Source organism: Yersinia bercovieri ATCC 43970 (genome assembly GCF_013282745.1).
GTDB classification, from domain to species: domain Bacteria; phylum Pseudomonadota; class Gammaproteobacteria; order Enterobacterales; family Enterobacteriaceae; genus Yersinia; species Yersinia bercovieri.
The window spans coordinates 2200810-2218474 of sequence record NZ_CP054044.1 but is presented as its reverse complement, the minus strand read 5'-3'; the positions used below and the strand labels follow the sequence as shown (position 1 = coordinate 2218474).

Here is a 17665-nt window from a genome sequence, read left to right as displayed (position 1 = left end):
CTATTTCACCTGTGTCACTGTGATATTTACACCCTGATTTTTCCCGTACTCAATTGCCCGATTGATTTCCATCCACTGGGTTTTATTCGTCCGTGCTGGGATAGCCAGTTGTATTTCTCGATTCGTGATCATTGACGATTTTAATATTTCATCAGAAAGCCCATGTGTTTCAAACTTCGCGACCTTATCAATATTTCCTTTCAACGAACTGTAGATTTGCCCTGGATTCGCCACTCTGGCCGCAGTGGTGGTATCTAGGGTTTTTACACTGATGGCAGTTCGGGAAATGGGGTTATAGTAATCAAACGTCTTAAAGTTTGGTGGCAACCGTGCATCTGCTGGAAGTTGTGTTCCCACATAATCTTCCCACGGCATACCTTGTTGCTTGATACCTTGCCCCCATTGGATACCAATTTTTGACCGGCTTACCGTCGCAATCCTTGGCCCCGCAAACTTCTCTATCTGCCTGCTGGCAACGCGTACACCGCTTTTCGCTAACCCGCCAATACCCACCGCGTAGCCGCCAAACTCAAACAGCAGTTTACCCGCTTCAACACCCGAGGCATAGGCGCCACGGGTTCCGGCTCGCTGATAATTCGCCTCCATGCTATTAATCCGCGCCAGCCAGCCTTGCTTGACACTCTGCGCCACCGTGCCAATAACATCATCGCTGTTAATCAGCGCTCTCAATGCGCTGATCGCTTGCTGAGGCTCTTTTAGCATCCCCAACAATTCAACGGCACTGTCATAAAGCCCCTCTGGCACACTGGCGACAATCCCGGCGGCAAAAGCGCCATCCTGGGTCGCGCTGGTCAGCCCCCAGTCAATAAAGACTCTCCCCTTATCTGCCAGCGTTTTGGCAGCCGCCATTTCAGCTTCCATCAGTTTTTGTTGATGGTGGCTAAGGTAATTATAACGAAATGCCGTTTCGGCAGCGCTGGCTCCGCTGTACGCGCCTTCTGCTTTGCCGGTAAAGACCGCCCCCACCACGCCACCGAAGAAGCGGGTTAACTGGGCCTGACGCTCGGATTTAGCCTGCCACTCCTGTAGGCCGATGATATTCTCGCCCATCACCACTCCGGCCAGCTCGGCGGCCAGCTCGGCGGCCAGTGCGCCGGCGGCGGCACCTTTCGCATTACCACCACCGATTTCAGCCGCAACGCCAGCAACCAGCGCATGGCTCAAGGCTTTGCCCGACACGCCTAATACTTCGCCATTATTGCCGATTAAATTAGCGCCCTCAGCATGCAACTGAGACCCCACACTGGTTAGTAATGCCGTGGCCAGATTATCTTTAAAGCTGCCACCATTAATGGCGGTGTTCAGGCTGGCGCTAATGATGGATTGACCCGCTAGAGTATGATGATACTTTCACGAGTTTTAAGATTTGGTCATGAGCAGCCGCCACCATGAAATGGTGACGTCTGCTGGGTTAGGAAAGACCTTGATTATATAAGTTTTAATATTCTCATATCGAGCTTCAGTTCTTCAGCCTCATCATCTGGAACTGTAGATAACAAATTATCAAAGCTATTTTCTGTTAATAACTTAGCGATCTTATTTTGATGGAATTCAACCTGAGATGGATACCAGCCACCAACTAGTACTAGTGCTACCACCTCAAGCATCAGATATTCAATAGGATAATCAAAGCTTGAGGTATACCCATCATAAATATCAGCAACTATTGATTCATGTGTCCAGCCATCTTTATTGCCTCTGCGGTCCCTACAACTGTTAAAAAAGGATTCTAACAACCATGTTTTTATTTCCGAGTATACAACTCTATTTTCCATCAGTTTTTCCTCAGAGGTCTTAATACAACCCCATTGTTATCTAAGACGTTCACCTGAATATTTGGATATTTAGCTTTGAATTGCTCGACAACACCAAGACAACTTACACATGCAGGACGTTCAGTGAAGATATTTACAGTCCCAGTGGTAGTCGTTTTGTTTCCAAGTTGTTTAGCGATACTGTCTAAAATTTTTGCTTCTGAGTCTGTAGCTCTGGGAATCATTGCCCCTGTTTTACTTGGCAAGGTTTGAGTAGAAAATATCCCACTGCTTTTACCCACAATGCCTTGAGCTACCTGTGAAAGAGTTGGCGTATCAATTCGGCTGTGGGCTGATACTCGGAGAGGTAAGCCATCAATATTAACGTGAGCAACGGCAACATTACCTTCTCGCTTTAAGCCAGAAGGTAAACTGGCTCTGATGTCAATAATTTGCTGTTTCATTACTGCTGACTGCTGAATTACCTTCTCAGTGCGAAGAAAATCCCCCCAATTACTAGTAGGGGTCATAGCTTTAGCTGCTCCGCCTTTCCCCTGCACTACCCCCGCCAAAGATATCGACAACCCAAGGGCTTCTATTGTCCCTTTAGACCAGCCCGTGATATTACTGGCATTTTCAACCCACTGATTTTTGGCGAAAAGCTGACTATCAGAAAGCTTATCTGTCTCAGTGTAGGTAAATAATTGTATCTGTTCAACACCAGTAAAAGCAGGGTAATGGCCAAAACGTTGTTTTTCTTTTTGTATCCAATAGCGGGTTAAAATACCATCTTCTTCTGCCGTATCAGGATACCTCGCCATTAACGTCTCAGCCCGTGCTCGCTCAGCAGAATTTAATGACTCTTGTGCAGTACAATTGACTTGTCTACAGGATGCAGCCAGAAAGCGCTCTTGTTTAACGTGGTTACCTTGCGCCAGCTCGTTAACAGCCTTGACTTCCGCCAGATGTAATTGGCGGTTAAACCGCTCGACCAATTCGGCAGCATTCGCACCACTGTAGGCTCCCTCTGCTCTTCCGGTGACTAACGCCCCGGCAACAGCGCCCGCGATACGGCTGAGTTGCGCTTGCCGCTCCTGCCACTCCTGTGGGCCGATGATATTATCACCCATCACCACTCCGGCCAGCTCAGCTGCCAGTGCGCCTGCCGCGGCACCTTTGGCACTGCCGCCGCCGATTTCAGCGGCGATCCCGGCCATAATGGCATGGCTGATCGCTTTGCCGGGTGCGCCCAAAACTGCGCCGTTATTACCAATCAAATTGGCCCCTTCGGCATGTAACTGCCCGCCGAGATTGGCGAGGAGCGCGAGGGTCAGATTATCTTTAAAACTACCCCCGTTGATGCCGGTATTGAGGCTGGAACTGAGCAGAGATTGACCTGCGACTCGCTGGGCAACTTTGCTCCAGTCGCCGTCACTCAAGCGCGGTAATTTGGCAGCACTCGCCCCCTCGGCGGCAGCCTCCCAGCCCATCAGCACATCAAATCCACTCAATGCGCCCCCAATTGCCATTGAGGTGACCAATGATTTTACTGAGGATTTGCTGCCCAGATCTTTGAAGGTTTTGGAGATATCCCCTTGATTATCCACCAGAGAGACCGCCGCCTGCGATGCCAGTGCGGAGATCCCCCCAGTCACTGCGCCGCCCGCGACACCGCCGCCCACCGCACTATTGGCGGTGGCGACCAGCCCCGACCCAGCAGTGGCGACAGCCACGCCAATGCCTATTACTGCAGCCACCACCGGGTTCAGGCGCTCGCTTTGGTGATCCCAACTGTGATAGGCATCCATCACTTTTTGCCACTGCACATCATCCCGCAGATGCAGGTCTTTTAACCATTCATTACCGGGGATCACTGCCAGTGCGTTAATCGCCGCCTGAATAGATTGGCTATTTTTTGCCTTCACATCGGCACTGATACCCTGCGCGGCATTGACCGTTAATTCACCGCCGGTATGAATCGTCGGCAACACCCACTTGCCCTGCTGATAGCCGCTATCGGTCTGCTTGATGTAAAAACCCTTTGCCAGCGTGGTTTTTTGTTCAAACGCGCTATCTTTAACCGCCTCGAAAATCACTTTGCCGTGGGTGCTGGTGAGTTTGGCATTCTGCCCCGCCGCGATTTTACTGGCCTGATAGGTGCTGTCATCGCGGCTTAACAGACTGATATCACCGCCAGCAGTGAATTCTGTGACTTTATTGATGCTGGAGTGGCTGACATTATGGTGCGACTTTTTCCGCCCATACCATCTGCGGGTGGTCCAGCGCTCTTCGGCATGGCTGGTCTCTTCCATTGCCTGAGCAAATAAGTAGCCCCCTTCAGCGGCGATATCCATCAGGCTTTTAGCGGCCAGTTGGGTGGCCTGAAACAGAATACTGCCGTTTGAAATCAGTGTCAGCACACCGCCGCTGTTCAGTTGCGTCGGTTGCTGGAGCTTTCGATAGCTGAAATTATCGCCGCCGCCATGATGCTCTTCGTTGAGCAGTGACTCAAAGCGCATATTGCCGCCCGACGTGAGGGTCATGTCACCGCCAGAAAAGAGTTCTGCGCCGTAGCCAAGGAGCTGGCTATTGGCTGCTGCGCTAAGGTTTTCCCCCGCCTGTACGCGGGTGACCATCTGGCGATCCTGACGTGGCGTCACCGCCGGATAAGGTAAGGCGGGCAGTTGGATATTCTGACCTGCCAGCAAGGTGATATTCTTATCCGCCGTGATAGTGCTGGCTTGAGCCAAAATATCGCGGCCAGCATTGATTAAGATATTGCCGTTGGCATTAATCTGAGCATTCAGTTCAGGTATATGTGAAACGGAGAAAGCCAAGGAAATATCATCATGTGGGTAGAATATACTATCTATTGTCTTGTGTTTCTCTGATAGTAATGTAGCCATCCACGGGATATTGCGTGGTGACAGATTAATGTCGCGGGCAGCATGAAGATTAACATCTTGCCCCGCATCCAGAGTGACGCCTCGCAGCGACAGGTTATTGCCGGCATTAAAAGTCATATTTCCGTGACTTTTTAACTGGCCGGGCAAAGAGAATAATTTATTAAACAGCTCTATATTTTCTGCTCGGGTAAAAATCTTACTTAAAAGAGCTAATGTTATCAGGCTATCAGTGTGAACTATATTGACATCCTGATTGGCCAACAGGCTAATATTACGGGCGGGATGCAGTAAGGTATCCGTTAGATTAATATTTTTACCGGCAATCGCGGTAAAATCACCGCGGGCATTAATCTGGCTAATGACCCGCTGGTAATCAGGTTGAAAATAGTGCGGGATATCATCTATCGGCTTGAACTCAATATGACCTTGTCGACTAGATACCAAAATATCTCGCCCGGCAACCTCACTGTTTATCACATTAATATCATTAAGTGCGGTAAGAGAGATATCTCTACCTCGCAGCGTGCTGCTATTTAAATCAATCGTATCCTCAGCAATAAAGGTGAGATCACCCCGTGCATGTATCAGGTCATTACTGATGATGCGATTACCATGTAGCAGGATATTATTACCGTGCAAGATAGGTTGTGTCTGTTGTTTTAACCAAAAGCTGATATCAGAGTCTTCTTCGTTTTTCGGCCAACCCGCATCTAAATGGATCTGGTTATTAAAATCCAGCACGACATTCCCCTGAGCAGTGATAGCTGCAGGATATTTCTCAGCTTCAGTCCATACGGTATACCATTCATGCTCCATGGCCCTATCTCGATTATGCATGCCTCCTTGCACCTCATAATCAATAAACTCATCCTTTATCCAACTGCTGTGGCTGCTATTTAAGAAGTTATCTCCAGTAAGGAAGATATCTTTGTCTGCACCGATATTGCTTACTTTATTGGCTAACTGGCTGGCATTAATATACAGGTTCCCTCCTGAATAGAGGGTGGCAGCGGGTGCCTCGGCAGTGACTTGATACAGGCTTTTCTCGGTATTAACTTTATATAAGCTCCATTGTGCTAATTTATGAATAACTCTAAAGTCTGTCGTGCCAAACCATTTTCTCGGGAAGTCATAGGGGAGTTGATCTTCAGACAAGTTGACTGTTTTTATGACTGGGTGATAACGATAATCCTCATTGTCATAAACGTTAGCACTGGTCGAATCGGGCGTTAATCCCTCCCAATCTGCATTAAAGATCTGGCGAGTATTCTCCAGTTTATCCGTGCGAATAATTAAATCACCAGTACCGGTTTTGATGCTGCCGGACTTATTTTCAACTAGTGCATTTTTATTCCCTTCAGCATCTTTTTGTATCCACATCTGGTTATTAGCATACAGTTTCGCCGATGATCCGGTATTACGCACCTGATCACTGAACAACCGCATATCACGATCGGCTTTCACCTGACCAAAATTATTAAGTTCAGCATTCGCTAAGGTAATATCGCGCCCACTGTGTAATGTACTGCCCACTGTGACAGTGGTATTTTGGCCGATAACATTGAGATCTTTTTTGGCCGTGACATTGCCGAAAGTAATATTACCGGCTGCATCAAGTGAAATATTCCCCTGATGGCTGGTGATATTTTTAGCATTGAGATCAGCCCCTTTTTCCGTCGCAACCAACCGGATACGGTTGGCGTACATGCCGCCAAGCTCTTTGGTATCCAGCGCCAGTACCGGTGCCGCTTCGCCTGGTTGCGCGGACTGAATATGACCATTTTGGTAGTCAACCTGATTAACACCCAAAATTATATCAAGGTGACTGGCGTGGGCTTCACCTTCAAGGGTTAGGGTACGGCTAATAAATTGGGTATAATCATAGGATTGACCATTGAATCCTTTCTCACCCACGGTAATAGCGCCGCCCGCAACATTCAGCCGTTCCAGTTCACCCTGCGAGTTAAAAATAGGAGTCCCGGTGGTTAAAGTAACGCCGCTGGCATTAATAAAACTGCAGCCATCACAGGTCAAACCATTGGGATTGGCAATGAGCAGATCAGCTTTCTGACCAAAGATCTCCAGCTTGCCGGCCAGAGTTGATGGATCGTTGCTGACGACCTCATTGATAATTAATTTCGCACTGTTGCCATTAAATTTGTGATTGGCCGCCAACTTACCTGCCAACACTGATTGACCTGCCTCGGTGGCGTTATTCAATACCCCACCATAGGCGTTAATACTGAAGTCGCGATAGCGGTTATGGGAGATCCCATTTGCATTAGGCGCATTAATATTAACTATCTGTGCCCTGTTGTAAACATCAGCCAATAGCTTATCCAGTGAGGTGCTACCACCGCTTAATATAATGTGGCGGGCATTAATAAAACTGCAGCCATCACAGGTCAAACCATTAGGATTGGCAATGAGCAGATCAGCTTTTTGACCAAAGATCTCCAGCTTGCCGGCCAGATTTGAGGGCTTGCTGCTGACGACCTCATTGATAATTAATTTCGCACTGTTGCCATTAAATTTGGGATTAGCGGCTAACTCCCCGGCTAGCACTGATTGCCCCGCCTCGGTGGCGTTATTCAATACCCCACCAGAGGCGTTAATACTAAAGTCGTCATAGAGGTTATGGGAGATCCCATTCGCATTGGGCGCATGGATATTCACCACTGGTGGGATCTCTTGTTGCTGAGCAGCAATGGCCGGGTGAAGCGGCTCTAGTGCGGTAAGATAAATCAGTAGCCAGCTGGCTATACGTCTAGATCGACAAGCAAATTCTTCCATAAAATTACCTTCCTGGTGTGGTACAGGGTTAGCAGCAAACTTGCTATCTGACAGTTAAACGACAAGTTAGCCAGAGAACATCTCACTTATTAACCTACGCAATTTAGGGGGAAAATCTTATGGTGGTTTGGCTGATTTGCTGTTTCAACTGCTTATTATTTCGACTAATTATCATTAGCATCCCACCAAAAAATATTGCTCACTCGCTAGAGTGAGCAGAGCAAAAGGGATAACTTGCTAATAATTGATCTCTGGCTATTCCCATCATCCTGATTGACGATGTATAAGAAGATCCTATTTTTCGTCTGACGTTGCACAAGGAAGCTGCCCCGCCCATGAACCGCCTCCCTACCCTGTATGGCATTATTGCGATTTTACTTTGGAGCATGAGTGTCGCTTTGACGCGCGGGCTAGCTGAAACTCTGGGGCCATTTGGCGCCGGTGCCGCCATTTACACTGTCAGTGGGGTTTTGGTGTGGTTGGTGGCGGGTAAACCGACTTTGCGCGGGCAACATCCCGCGTATCTGTATGGCTGTGGTGCGCTGTTTGTGATCTATATGGTGGCGTTCGCGCTGGCGATTGGCATGGCCAATGATCGTCAGCAGACACTGGAGATTGGCCTGATCAACTATTTGTGGCCCAGTTTGACGCTACTGTTAGCGGTGCCGCTACTCAAACTTCGCGCGCGTTGGTGGCTCTGGCTGGGGGCCGCCCTGGCGCTATTCGGCGTTATCTGGGTGGTCAGTGGTGGAGATGGGCTGGATATTAAAACCGTTAGCGCCAATGTCAGTAGTAACCCACTGGCCTATAGTCTGGCGCTGATCGCCGCATTTACCTGGGCGGCTTACTCCAATTTGGTGCGGCTGTATAGCCGAGGGCCGGGGGCGCTGCCGCTGTTTTTACTCGCCTGCGCGCTCTGTTTGTGGTTGATGTTCTTTATGCTGACACCCGGCAAGTTGCATTTTACTCAGCGTGCCACTTTTGAGCTGCTGCTGATGGGGGCAAACACTGCGCTGGCCTATGTGTGCTGGGATATCGCCATGAAGAGAGGCAACGCCACACTGGTCGCTGCCCTCTCTTACTTCACACCGCTATTATCGATACTGATTGCCAGCTTGTGGCTCAATACCCTGCCGTCGGCCGCATTCTGGCCGGGGGTTGCCATGGTGGTAGTCGGTTCGCTGCTATGCTGGTCTGCCAGCCGCACGGCTATTTCGACATGATGAAATCGCGATAACCCTTCAAGACCAGGAGAAAATCCTCTAAGCCACACAGGCAAAGACTCTCCTCATCGTAGTAATTCATCCCCTCCTCCATCTCATCGCCGTCGAGATCCAGCTGATTGGCCCGCACCATCACCTCTTCGCCATCCAGCCACAAGGTGTATTCATGACCAGTCAGTTGCCACTGGCGCTCACTGCCTTTCACTTCAATGGCAGCAGCTTCGATTTGATCCAGTTTTGCTAAATCGCCTTTGATCTCTTCATTGAGCCAGTGGCCAATCACTTCATGCCCCATGGAGAATCTAACCAGCACTTGCCCGGTTAAATCACGCAAGAATTCATAGTCCATAGCACGCCCTCCTGATGTTAATACCCCCAAAATCATTGAGACGCCAGCACCGCCATGGCCTCAAGTAAGAAGGGCATATTATTAGTTTAAACCTTATTAGCAGCCTCACTTGGCGCAAGTTCGCAAAGCCGGTAAATAGCGGCAGAATTTCAATCGAACGTGGTTTTTAAAATAGAAACGGGAGGCCAATGGCCCCCCGTTTGTTTAGCTGGTGCGAAATATAGCGGCTTACACCGCGGTTTGGAAGATCACGCCGTCAGCTTTTTCCGTGTATTGGCTCAACTGATCAAAGTTCAGATAGCGATAGGTATCCTCAGCGGTCTTATCAACCTGAGCCATATACGTTTGATATTCATCCGGTGTCGGCAGACGCCCAAGCAGCGAGGCTATCGCGGCCAGTTCAGCCGAGGCCAGATAAACATTCGCCCCGGTTCCCAAGCGGTTCGGGAAGTTACGAGTTGAGGTAGAAACCACAGTCGCGCCGTCAGCTACCCGCGCCTGGTTGCCCATGCACAGTGAACAGCCGGGGATCTCAATGCGCGCCCCACTGTTACCAAAGATGCTGTAGTAGCCCTCTTCCGTCAGTTGCGCGGCATCCATTTTAGTTGGCGGTGCAACCCATAAGCGGGTTGGCAGTTGACCTTTATGTTGCCCCAGCAACTTGCCCGCAGCACGGAAGTGACCAATGTTGGTCATGCAAGAGCCGATAAAGACTTCATCGATTTTGCTGTTGGCCACATCAGATAACAGGCGGGCATCATCGGGATCGTTTGGCGCACACAGAATCGGTTGGGTGATACCAGCCAGATCGATCTCGATCACTGCGGCGTACTCTGCATCGGCATCACCTTCCAGCAGATTCGGGTTCGCCAACCAACTCTCCATGCCATTGATGCGGCGCTCCAGCGTGCGGCGGTCGCCGTAGCCTTCAGCAATCATCCACTTCAGCAGCACCACGTTGGATTGCAGATATTCTGTAATCGGCGCTTTATCCAGCTTGATAGTACAACCCGCCGCAGAGCGTTCCGCAGAGGCGTCAGCCAGTTCGAATGCTTGCTCTACTTTCAGCTCTGGCAGACCTTCGATCTCCAGAATTCGGCCAGAGAAGATATTCTTCTTGCCCTGCTTCTCAACCGTCAGCAGCCCTTCCTGAATGGCGTAGTAAGGGATAGCATGGACCAGATCACGCAGAGTGATACCCGGTTGCATTTGGCCTTTAAAGCGCACCAGCACCGACTCAGGCATGTCTAGAGGCATCACGCCTGTTGCGGCTGCAAAAGCCACCAGACCAGAACCCGCAGGGAAGGAGATACCAATCGGGAAACGAGTATGGGAGTCACCACCAGTACCAACAGTATCCGGCAACAGCATACGGTTCAGCCATGAGTGGATAATGCCATCACCCGGGCGCAGCGAGACACCGCCACGGTTCATAATGAAGTCAGGCAGTGTGTGGTGGGTGGTCACGTCAACCGGCTTAGGATAAGCCGCCGTATGACAGAATGACTGCATCACCAAATCAGCCGAGAAGCCCAGACACGCCAAGTCTTTCAGCTCGTCACGGGTCATCGGGCCGGTGGTATCTTGTGAACCGACCGAGGTCATTTTAGGTTCGCAGTATTCACCCGGGCGCACGCCAGTCACGCCGCAAGCGCGACCGACCATTTTCTGCGCCAATGAGAAGCCTTTGTTGCTTTTGGCAACCGGCTTCGCCACACGGAACACTTCGCTCACGGGCAGACCCAGTGATTCGCGGGCTTTGGTGGTCAAGCCACGACCAACGATCAGCGGAATACGCCCACCGGCACGGACTTCATCCAGCAGCACATCAGTTTTCAGCTCAAAAGTGGCTAAGATCTCACCGGTATCATGGCGACGAACTTCGCCCAGATATGGGAAGATATCAATCACGTCTCCCATGTTCAGATTGGCAACATCCACTTCGATTGGCAGTGCGCCGGCATCTTCCATGGTATTAAAGAAGATAGGGGCAATTTTGCTGCCCAGTACCACACCACCGCCGCGCTTATTCGGCACGTAAGGGATGTCGTCACCCATAAACCACAGCACGGAGTTAGTGGCGGATTTACGGGAAGAACCAGTACCGACCACATCACCGACGTAAGCCAGTGGGAAGCCTATTTTGTTCAGCTCTTCGATCTGCTTGATCGGGCCAACGCTACCCGGTTTATCTGGATGAATGCCTTCGCGGGCATTTTTCAGCATCGCCAGCGCATGTAGCGGAATATCCGGGCGTGACCAGGCATCAGGGGCCGGAGATAAGTCATCAGTGTTGGTCTCACCGGTCACTTTAAACACGGTAACAGTGATTTTCTCTGCCAGTGCAGGGCGAGAGAGATACCATTCGGCATCAGCCCAGGATTGCATCACTTTCTTGGCGTGCGGGTTGCCAGCTTTGGCTTTCTCTTCCACGTCGTAGAAGTTATCAAACATCAGCAAGGTGTGAGATAGCGCTTTACCGGCAATGGGAGCCAGCTTTTCATTATCTAACGCATCAATCAGTGGGTGAATATTATAACCGCCTTGCATGGTGCCAAGCAGTTCAATCGCTTTTTCAGCATTAATCAGGGGGGAGTGGGCATCGCCTTTGGCGATGGCAGCCAGAAAGCCCGCTTTAACGTAGGCTGCTTCATCAACACCGGGCGGTACGCGGTTAATCAGCAGGTCTAGCAGGAACTCTTCTTCGCCCGCAGGCGGATTTTTTAATGATTCAACCAGCGCGGCCATTTGTGATGCATCTAATGGCTTGGGGACGATACCCTCAGCAGCACGCTCGGCTACGTGCTTACGGTATTCTTCTAGCACGACTCTCTCCTCGCTCTTATTGTCATTTATTTTGCCAGGCTATCTGTTGCCACCAGCCATCATCACTGAGGCAGTAGGTATAAGGTAAGACGCCTAGTTTCGCTCAGCCAGCATATCAGTATTTGAACTCAGTGTTAATTCGTTCACATAAAAGCAACATTAAATTTTTGCTGAATCGTTGTGCGCAGAGCATTCACCTGAGCTATTGATAACCGCTCTCAGTTAGCCCCTTGCGGTAGAGCAATATCCGCAAAAACCGCCCTCGCATTTATCCCACAATCAATGAATGGATACCATCTCTCTCTGAGCATCTCGTGCTTTTGGTATGACTTTTAGGGCGAGGAGTGACGAATGGAAAATATTGTGGTGCAAAATGAGGCAGAAACAGCCGATAACGACTGTTTCTCAGACTGCTGACAAACCCCGATGACGCGATCTGGAACGGAGAGGACGGGTAGAAGAGTAAAGCGTCCGCGCCAGGGATGGCGCGGATCAAGCCTCCAGGGACGGATTGACGGCGTCTTTACGATCTAGCTGTTCTCTCCGCAACCGGCACTTTGTCAATAACCTCTGTTTCTGTTATTGAAGCGGTATGGGTATTAGAACTGGGTATTCAAGCTAACAAAGAATGTCCGCCCCGGTTCATTGTAGGTTGCGGCCCCTGCCCCGGCGATACCCGCGACACTCTGGGCATTACCCGCACGGAACTGGCGTTTATCGAACAGGTTTTCAATACCGGTGGTCACGCTGACATTTTTGGTCACAGTGTAGCTACCACTCAAACCAAAGATGGCGTATGGGCTGACTTCATTAAGTGCTGTTCCGGTGACGGGCAGCCCCTGATAATCATATTTCTTCGGTTTTTGGCGGCCATACCAGGTCACGGTTGAGAGCAGCGATAGATCCTCTGTTGCCTGCCAGCTCAGTGAGCTATTCAGGGTAAACTCCGGGGTGATCGATAAGTAATCGCCAGTGGTTTTGTTCTTCGATTCGAGCATATAGGTCAGATTGCTGCTCCATTGCACCGTTTCGCTCACTGGCACGGTCAGGTTACCTTCCAACCCTTCAACCAACGCCTTAGGCACATTTTCCCACTGGAAAATATCGGAGTTAGCATAAGTACCTGTCCCGCCACTGGCGGTGCCCAAAGAGACCAGACCCGGTTCAATTTTATTGCGATAGTCATTACGGAAGTAAGTGACACCGGCAATAATGCCGTCATTGTTATGGAACTCAAATCCAATCTCTTTGTTGACGCTGGTTTCCGCTGAGAGTGAATCATTCCCCATCAGATAGCAGCTACCGCCACCACCATAGCAGCCCTGACCACGGCTATATAACAAGTAGTTAGGGTTAGTTTGGTACAGGTTTGGTGCTTTATAGGAGCGGGCAATCCCCATTTTCATGGTGAAGTAATCACCCAGTTCCTGGGACAGGTTCAGCCCTGGGCTCCAGTTACTACCTGCGGTGCTGTGATGATCAAAACGCAGCGCTGGGGTGAGCATCGTGGTATCAGTCAACTCGATATTATCTTCCACAAACAGCGAGGCTATCTGCGCAGAACTGCGGGTATTGCGCCCGGTTCCGGTCAGGCCGCTGACACTGCCGCCCTCAGTGGTGGTTTGGGTATTGGAGCTAGGATCATTCATTTTCTGATCATTCCACTCCGCCCCCACCGTCAACACCTGATTGACACCCAATTCGAATGGCAGGTTAACTTCAGAGTGAGCAAGATAGTTCTCAAGTTTAATGGTTTTGAAATTATTATTGGAGAATATACCTTCCGTACCGCCAGCCAGCCCCTCATTAATTCGTGAGTTACGTGTCTCCTCATACTGAACATAAGAGGTTGAGCTAACGCCATTATCCCAAAAACCACGATGGGTTACCGCGAAATTCTCGCGGTACATGCGGTTAGTTTCAGCGCCGTATAAACTGCGAACAATGGCATTACTGTTGGTATTTTGGGTATCACCGGCGTAGATGTTCCCCTGGCGGCTATAACCCGCCTCGAACTCCAGTGATTGGCCTTTGGCGAAGTCCCAGCGCAATAATCCATTGATATCTTTATTGCGCACCCCTTCACGGCCCGCCGGTAAGGTGCCAACTTGATTGCCTGTTCGCGCCGATTCATGGCCCTGGTTGATATTCCAGTCATCCGCATCAGTCTTATTGTAGCCGCCGTATAAACGGAAGCTGAGGGTGTCACTTAATGGCCCCATCAGGCTGAAGTCGGTACGACGAGTCGCTCCCTCTTCACTGTGCTGCGGCACATTCATGTAGGCGTTCCAGCTACCATGTAGCTCTTTATCTGGCTGTTTAGTGATGATATTCACCACGCCACCGGCAGCACCGTTGCCGTAACGTGCTGCTGACGGCCCACGTAACACTTCGATTTTCTCGACCATATTTGCAGGAACCCAGTTGGTATCACCACGGGTATCACGTTCGCCACGCCAGCCATAACGTACCGCGTTTCGGCTTGAAACCGGCCGACCATCAACCATAATCAGGGTGTTTTCCGGCCCCATGCCACGAATATCGATCTGACGGTTGTTCCCGCGTTGACCGCTGGCAGAGTTACCGGAGAGATTTACACCGGGCATGGTACGGATAATTTCGGACAGATCATTCGCCGGAGGGCGCTTGCGGATATCTTCTGCGGTGATAGTTGAGGCACCCAGTGCCTGGCGAACTTGCTGCTGCGCGGTAACCACCAGTGTATCGCCAGTGGTAGCCCTATTTTCAGCGGCAGTGGTTTCCTGTGGTTGGGTCGTCGTGGTGTCAGAAGCGGCTTGACTGGCCGCCCAGAGCGGTGTTGAGAGACAGATGCTGATCAGACTCGCTAAGGTCGTCAGAGAGCGCCGTTGCCATTTTACGTTCATTAAACTTTCCCCGATGCAAAAGCCCACAGCAAATGTCAGCAGAGGAAAATCTCTACCAATCTATTCACAGGGCAACAAAAACGAACAAGATTGATAATTATTTTCATTATCAATTCATACTGCTAATTGTTACATTTGCCACCAAAGAAAAGGTTTGCTTAAACGGCAAAGCTGTTTGTTGTAGAGTCAATGTTGCCATCAGGTCAATTGAGTCATAACGTCAATGTCAGTGGAGAGCCATCATGTCGGCGGTGAAGAAAAACAAGTTACGCAATGTCTCTCCCTCATCTAAACCAATTTATCGTGACCAAATTGTGCAGCAATCCAATTTGGTCGCCAGCGACTACCAGTTGAGCGGTACGAAGTCACTGCCCACTGACCCGGTGCTATTTGGTGATTTTCAGGTATTGCGCCTCAATCCACATCTGATTTTACATACCGCGAACGTCACCAATCTCTACGATATCAAGACACAAAACCAGCTCAATCCGGCACTAAAATTGGCGATTGTGGTCAATGGCAGCGCACATATCTCTTTTGGTGGTAAGCAACTGCATTTGCAGGAAAAAGGCGATGCATCACTGGTTTCACTCACCGAAAGCACCCTCTTTACCCGCCACGGCAAAAATAATAGCCATGAGCGCACGCTAACACTGACCTTTGACCGCGAGTGGCTGTATGGCGATTTACTGCCGCAAGATGGCGCATGGGATACGCTGTACAACTTTACGCAGCAGCATCTGGCGATTCATTTATGGCAGCCATCAGTGCAGGCTCGAGCCATCGCCCAGCAAATTGCCAGTACTCCCCCTTACACCACACCGCTGGCGCGTATGCGCTGTGAAACCCAATGCATCGGGTTGATTATTGAAGCTTTTAGCTCACTGGAGCAACAAGCCCAGCAACAGAATAAAGTGGTGTTACGCGGGTTAAATCGGATTCAGCAAGTCCGCGACTGGCTGGAGAGTGGTGAGGCTGATCATCTATCAATGAGCCAGTTAGCTCAATCGATTAATATGAGCCCCAGCACCTTGCAGCGGCGCTTTCGTGAGAGTTATCAGGTCACGGTGTTTGAGTATCTACGCCATTGCCGCTTGAAACGCGCCATGCTGGCATTGAAAAAAGAGGGGGTCAGTATTGACCAGGCGGCGACTATTGCGGGATACACCAGCCCGGCCAATTTTGCCACGGCGCTGCGTCGCACATTTAATATCTCCCCCAGTCAGTTACGGGCGGGACACTATCTTGACCTATAAAAGCGCCTAACTGATAACTTTTAAGCAAAAAAACGGCCCCTACCAAGGAGCCGCTTCAACTTTTTACCGCAACAAATTTTCACATCGGCAAACTTCTACAGTGGAAAATTCTGCTTTTGCAAAAAGAACTTATCTCTTTTTCGCTTTCGGGTTAGGCAGGTCGGTAATGCTACCTTCGTAGATTTCCGCCGCCAGACCAACAGACTCATGCAGTGTTGGGTGAGCATGGATGGTCAGCGCGATATCTTCCGCATCACAACCCATCTCAATTGCCAGACCAATTTCACCTAACAGCTCGCCGCCGTTAGTCCCGACAATGGCACCACCAATGATACGGTGAGTCTCTTTGTCGAAGATCAGTTTGGTCATGCCGTCGGCACAATCAGAAGCGATAGCACGGCCCGATGCCGCCCACGGGAAGGTGGAGGTTTCGTAGCTGATGCCTTTCTCTTTTGCTTCTTTCTCAGTCAAACCAACCCATGCGACTTCTGGTTCAGTGTAGGCAATAGATGGGATCACTTTCGGGTCGAAGTAATGTTTCATGCCAGCGATAACTTCCGCGGCAACATGGCCCTCGTGAACACCTTTATGTGCCAGCATTGGCTGACCCACGATGTCACCGATAGCAAAGATGTGTGGCACGTTACTACGCAGTTGCTTATCCACGTGGATAAAGCCACGTTCATCAACTTCAACGCCAGCTTGACCGGCATCCAGCAACTTACCATTAGGTACACGGCCAATAGCCACCAGCACCGCATCATAACGTTGTGGTTCTGCCGGCGCTTTTTTACCTTCCATCGTGACGTAGATACCATCTTCTTTGGCTTCTACCGCCGTCACTTTGGTTTCCAACATCAGGTTGAACTGCTTGCTGATACGTTTGGTGAAGACTTTCACCACGTCTTTATCAGCCGCTGGGATAACCTGGTCGGCCATTTCGACGACGTCAATTTTAGAGCCGAGCGCGTGGTAAACGGTGCCCATTTCCAGACCGATGATACCGCCGCCCATCACCAACAGACGTTCAGGAACTGTTTTCAGTGCCAGTGCGTCGGTTGAGTCCCAAACACGTGGGTCTTCATGAGGAATGAATGGCAGTTGGATTGGACGAGAACCCGCAGCGATAATGGCGTTATCGAAGGTGATAGTCGTTGGGCCATTTTCGCCTTCAACCACTAAGGTGTTTGCACCCGTAAATTTACCAAAACCGTTTACCACTTTGACTTTACGGCCTTTAGCCATACCTGCCAAACCACCGGTTAACTGATTGATAACTTTCTCTTTCCAAACACGTACTTTATCAATGTCAGTTTTAGGCTCGCCAAAAACGATACCGTGCTCAGCCAGTGCTTTGGCCTCTTCGATCACTTTAGCGACGTGCAACAACGCCTTGGAAGGGATACAACCCACATTCAGGCAAACACCACCGAGCGTGGAGTAGCGCTCAACCAGAATGGTTTCTAAACCTAAATCCGCGCAACGAAAAGCAGCAGAGTACCCTGCTGGACCTGCCCCAAGTACCACGACCTGAGTTTTAATTTCAGTACTCATCATGACCTCTTAATTGTTTGTCCGGCGGGTCTGACGCCGTTCATCCACCGGGATACTGACACGCGGCAGTTTACAGAATTGTTAATAATCTGAAAAGC

Annotated in this window: 9 protein-coding genes; 2 read left to right on the top strand and 7 right to left on the bottom strand. The window is 50.1% G+C overall.

Annotated elements, in window-relative coordinates; all coding sequences use genetic code 11:
* From HRK25_RS20300 to HRK25_RS09890, 3 genes are all read right to left on the bottom strand, one after another.
* Entirely contained in the window at window positions 1-1314 is a 1314-nt protein-coding gene (locus tag HRK25_RS20300; RefSeq protein ID WP_276529702.1) for an endonuclease toxin domain-containing protein, read from the bottom strand.
* Window positions 1315-1448: 134 nt separating this feature from the next.
* On the bottom strand, window positions 1449-1796 hold the full coding sequence (locus tag HRK25_RS09895) for a hypothetical protein (protein WP_032898331.1): 348 nt from the start codon (window positions 1794-1796) through the stop codon (window positions 1449-1451).
* Window positions 1796-7474 carry a two-partner secretion domain-containing protein gene (locus tag HRK25_RS09890; protein WP_005276555.1) on the bottom strand — a complete coding sequence of 1893 codons (5679 nt, stop codon included), beginning with the start codon at window positions 7472-7474 and terminating at the stop codon, window positions 1796-1798. The genes HRK25_RS09895 and HRK25_RS09890 overlap by 1 nt, the downstream gene beginning before the upstream one ends.
* A 335-nt stretch (window positions 7475-7809) precedes the next feature.
* Between HRK25_RS09890 and yddG the strand changes: the two genes are divergently transcribed.
* On the top strand, window positions 7810-8697 hold the full coding sequence (gene yddG / locus HRK25_RS09885) for an aromatic amino acid DMT transporter YddG (protein ID WP_005276557.1): 888 nt from the start codon (window positions 7810-7812) through the stop codon (window positions 8695-8697).
* Here yddG and yacL read toward each other — a convergent pair.
* The 3 genes from yacL to HRK25_RS09870 form a co-directional block, all read right to left on the bottom strand.
* Window positions 8684-9046 (bottom strand): protein YacL, encoded by a 363-nt coding sequence (yacL, locus tag HRK25_RS09880; RefSeq protein ID WP_032898332.1) that lies wholly within the window; start codon window positions 9044-9046, stop codon window positions 8684-8686. The genes yddG and yacL overlap by 14 nt on opposite strands.
* A gap of 228 nt (window positions 9047-9274) precedes the next feature.
* The gene (acnB, locus tag HRK25_RS09875; RefSeq protein WP_005276559.1) at window positions 9275-11872 is read right to left on the bottom strand and encodes a bifunctional aconitate hydratase 2/2-methylisocitrate dehydratase; all 2598 of its coding nucleotides are present in this window, start codon (window positions 11870-11872) and stop codon (window positions 9275-9277) included.
* Window positions 11873-12471: 599 nt separating this feature from the next.
* Window positions 12472-14757: a TonB-dependent siderophore receptor gene (locus tag HRK25_RS09870; RefSeq protein WP_005275155.1), complete on the bottom strand. Its 2286-nt coding sequence runs from the start codon at window positions 14755-14757 to the stop codon at window positions 12472-12474.
* A 242-nt stretch (window positions 14758-14999) separates the two neighbouring features.
* Between HRK25_RS09870 and HRK25_RS09865 the strand changes: the two genes are divergently transcribed.
* Window positions 15000-16013: a helix-turn-helix domain-containing protein gene (locus HRK25_RS09865; RefSeq protein WP_005275161.1), complete on the top strand. Its 1014-nt coding sequence runs from the start codon at window positions 15000-15002 to the stop codon at window positions 16011-16013.
* A 129-nt stretch (window positions 16014-16142) separates the two neighbouring features.
* Here HRK25_RS09865 and lpdA read toward each other — a convergent pair whose 3' ends face one another.
* A complete protein-coding gene (gene lpdA, locus HRK25_RS09860; protein WP_161598531.1) occupies window positions 16143-17567 on the bottom strand; it encodes a dihydrolipoyl dehydrogenase in 1425 nt (474 codons plus the stop codon).
* Between the last annotated feature and the right edge of the window lie 98 nt (window positions 17568-17665).

What these genes read in the sequence shown, in the direction of transcription:
- HRK25_RS09865 (WP_005275161.1), top strand. Translation starts at nt 15,000, where the DNA reads ATGTCGGCGGTGAAGAAAAACAAGTTACGCAATGTCTCTCCCTCATCT.
- yddG (WP_005276557.1), top strand. Translation starts at nt 7,810, where the DNA reads ATGAACCGCCTCCCTACCCTGTATGGCATTATTGCGATTTTACTTTGG.
- yacL (WP_032898332.1), bottom strand. Translation starts at nt 9,046, where the DNA reads ATGGACTATGAATTCTTGCGTGATTTAACCGGGCAAGTGCTGGTTAGA.
- HRK25_RS09890 (WP_005276555.1), bottom strand. Translation starts at nt 7,474, where the DNA reads ATGGAAGAATTTGCTTGTCGATCTAGACGTATAGCCAGCTGGCTACTG.
- lpdA (WP_161598531.1), bottom strand. Translation starts at nt 17,567, where the DNA reads ATGAGTACTGAAATTAAAACTCAGGTCGTGGTACTTGGGGCAGGTCCA.
- HRK25_RS09870 (WP_005275155.1), bottom strand. Translation starts at nt 14,757, where the DNA reads ATGAACGTAAAATGGCAACGGCGCTCTCTGACGACCTTAGCGAGTCTG.
- HRK25_RS09895 (WP_032898331.1), bottom strand. Translation starts at nt 1,796, where the DNA reads ATGGAAAATAGAGTTGTATACTCGGAAATAAAAACATGGTTGTTAGAA.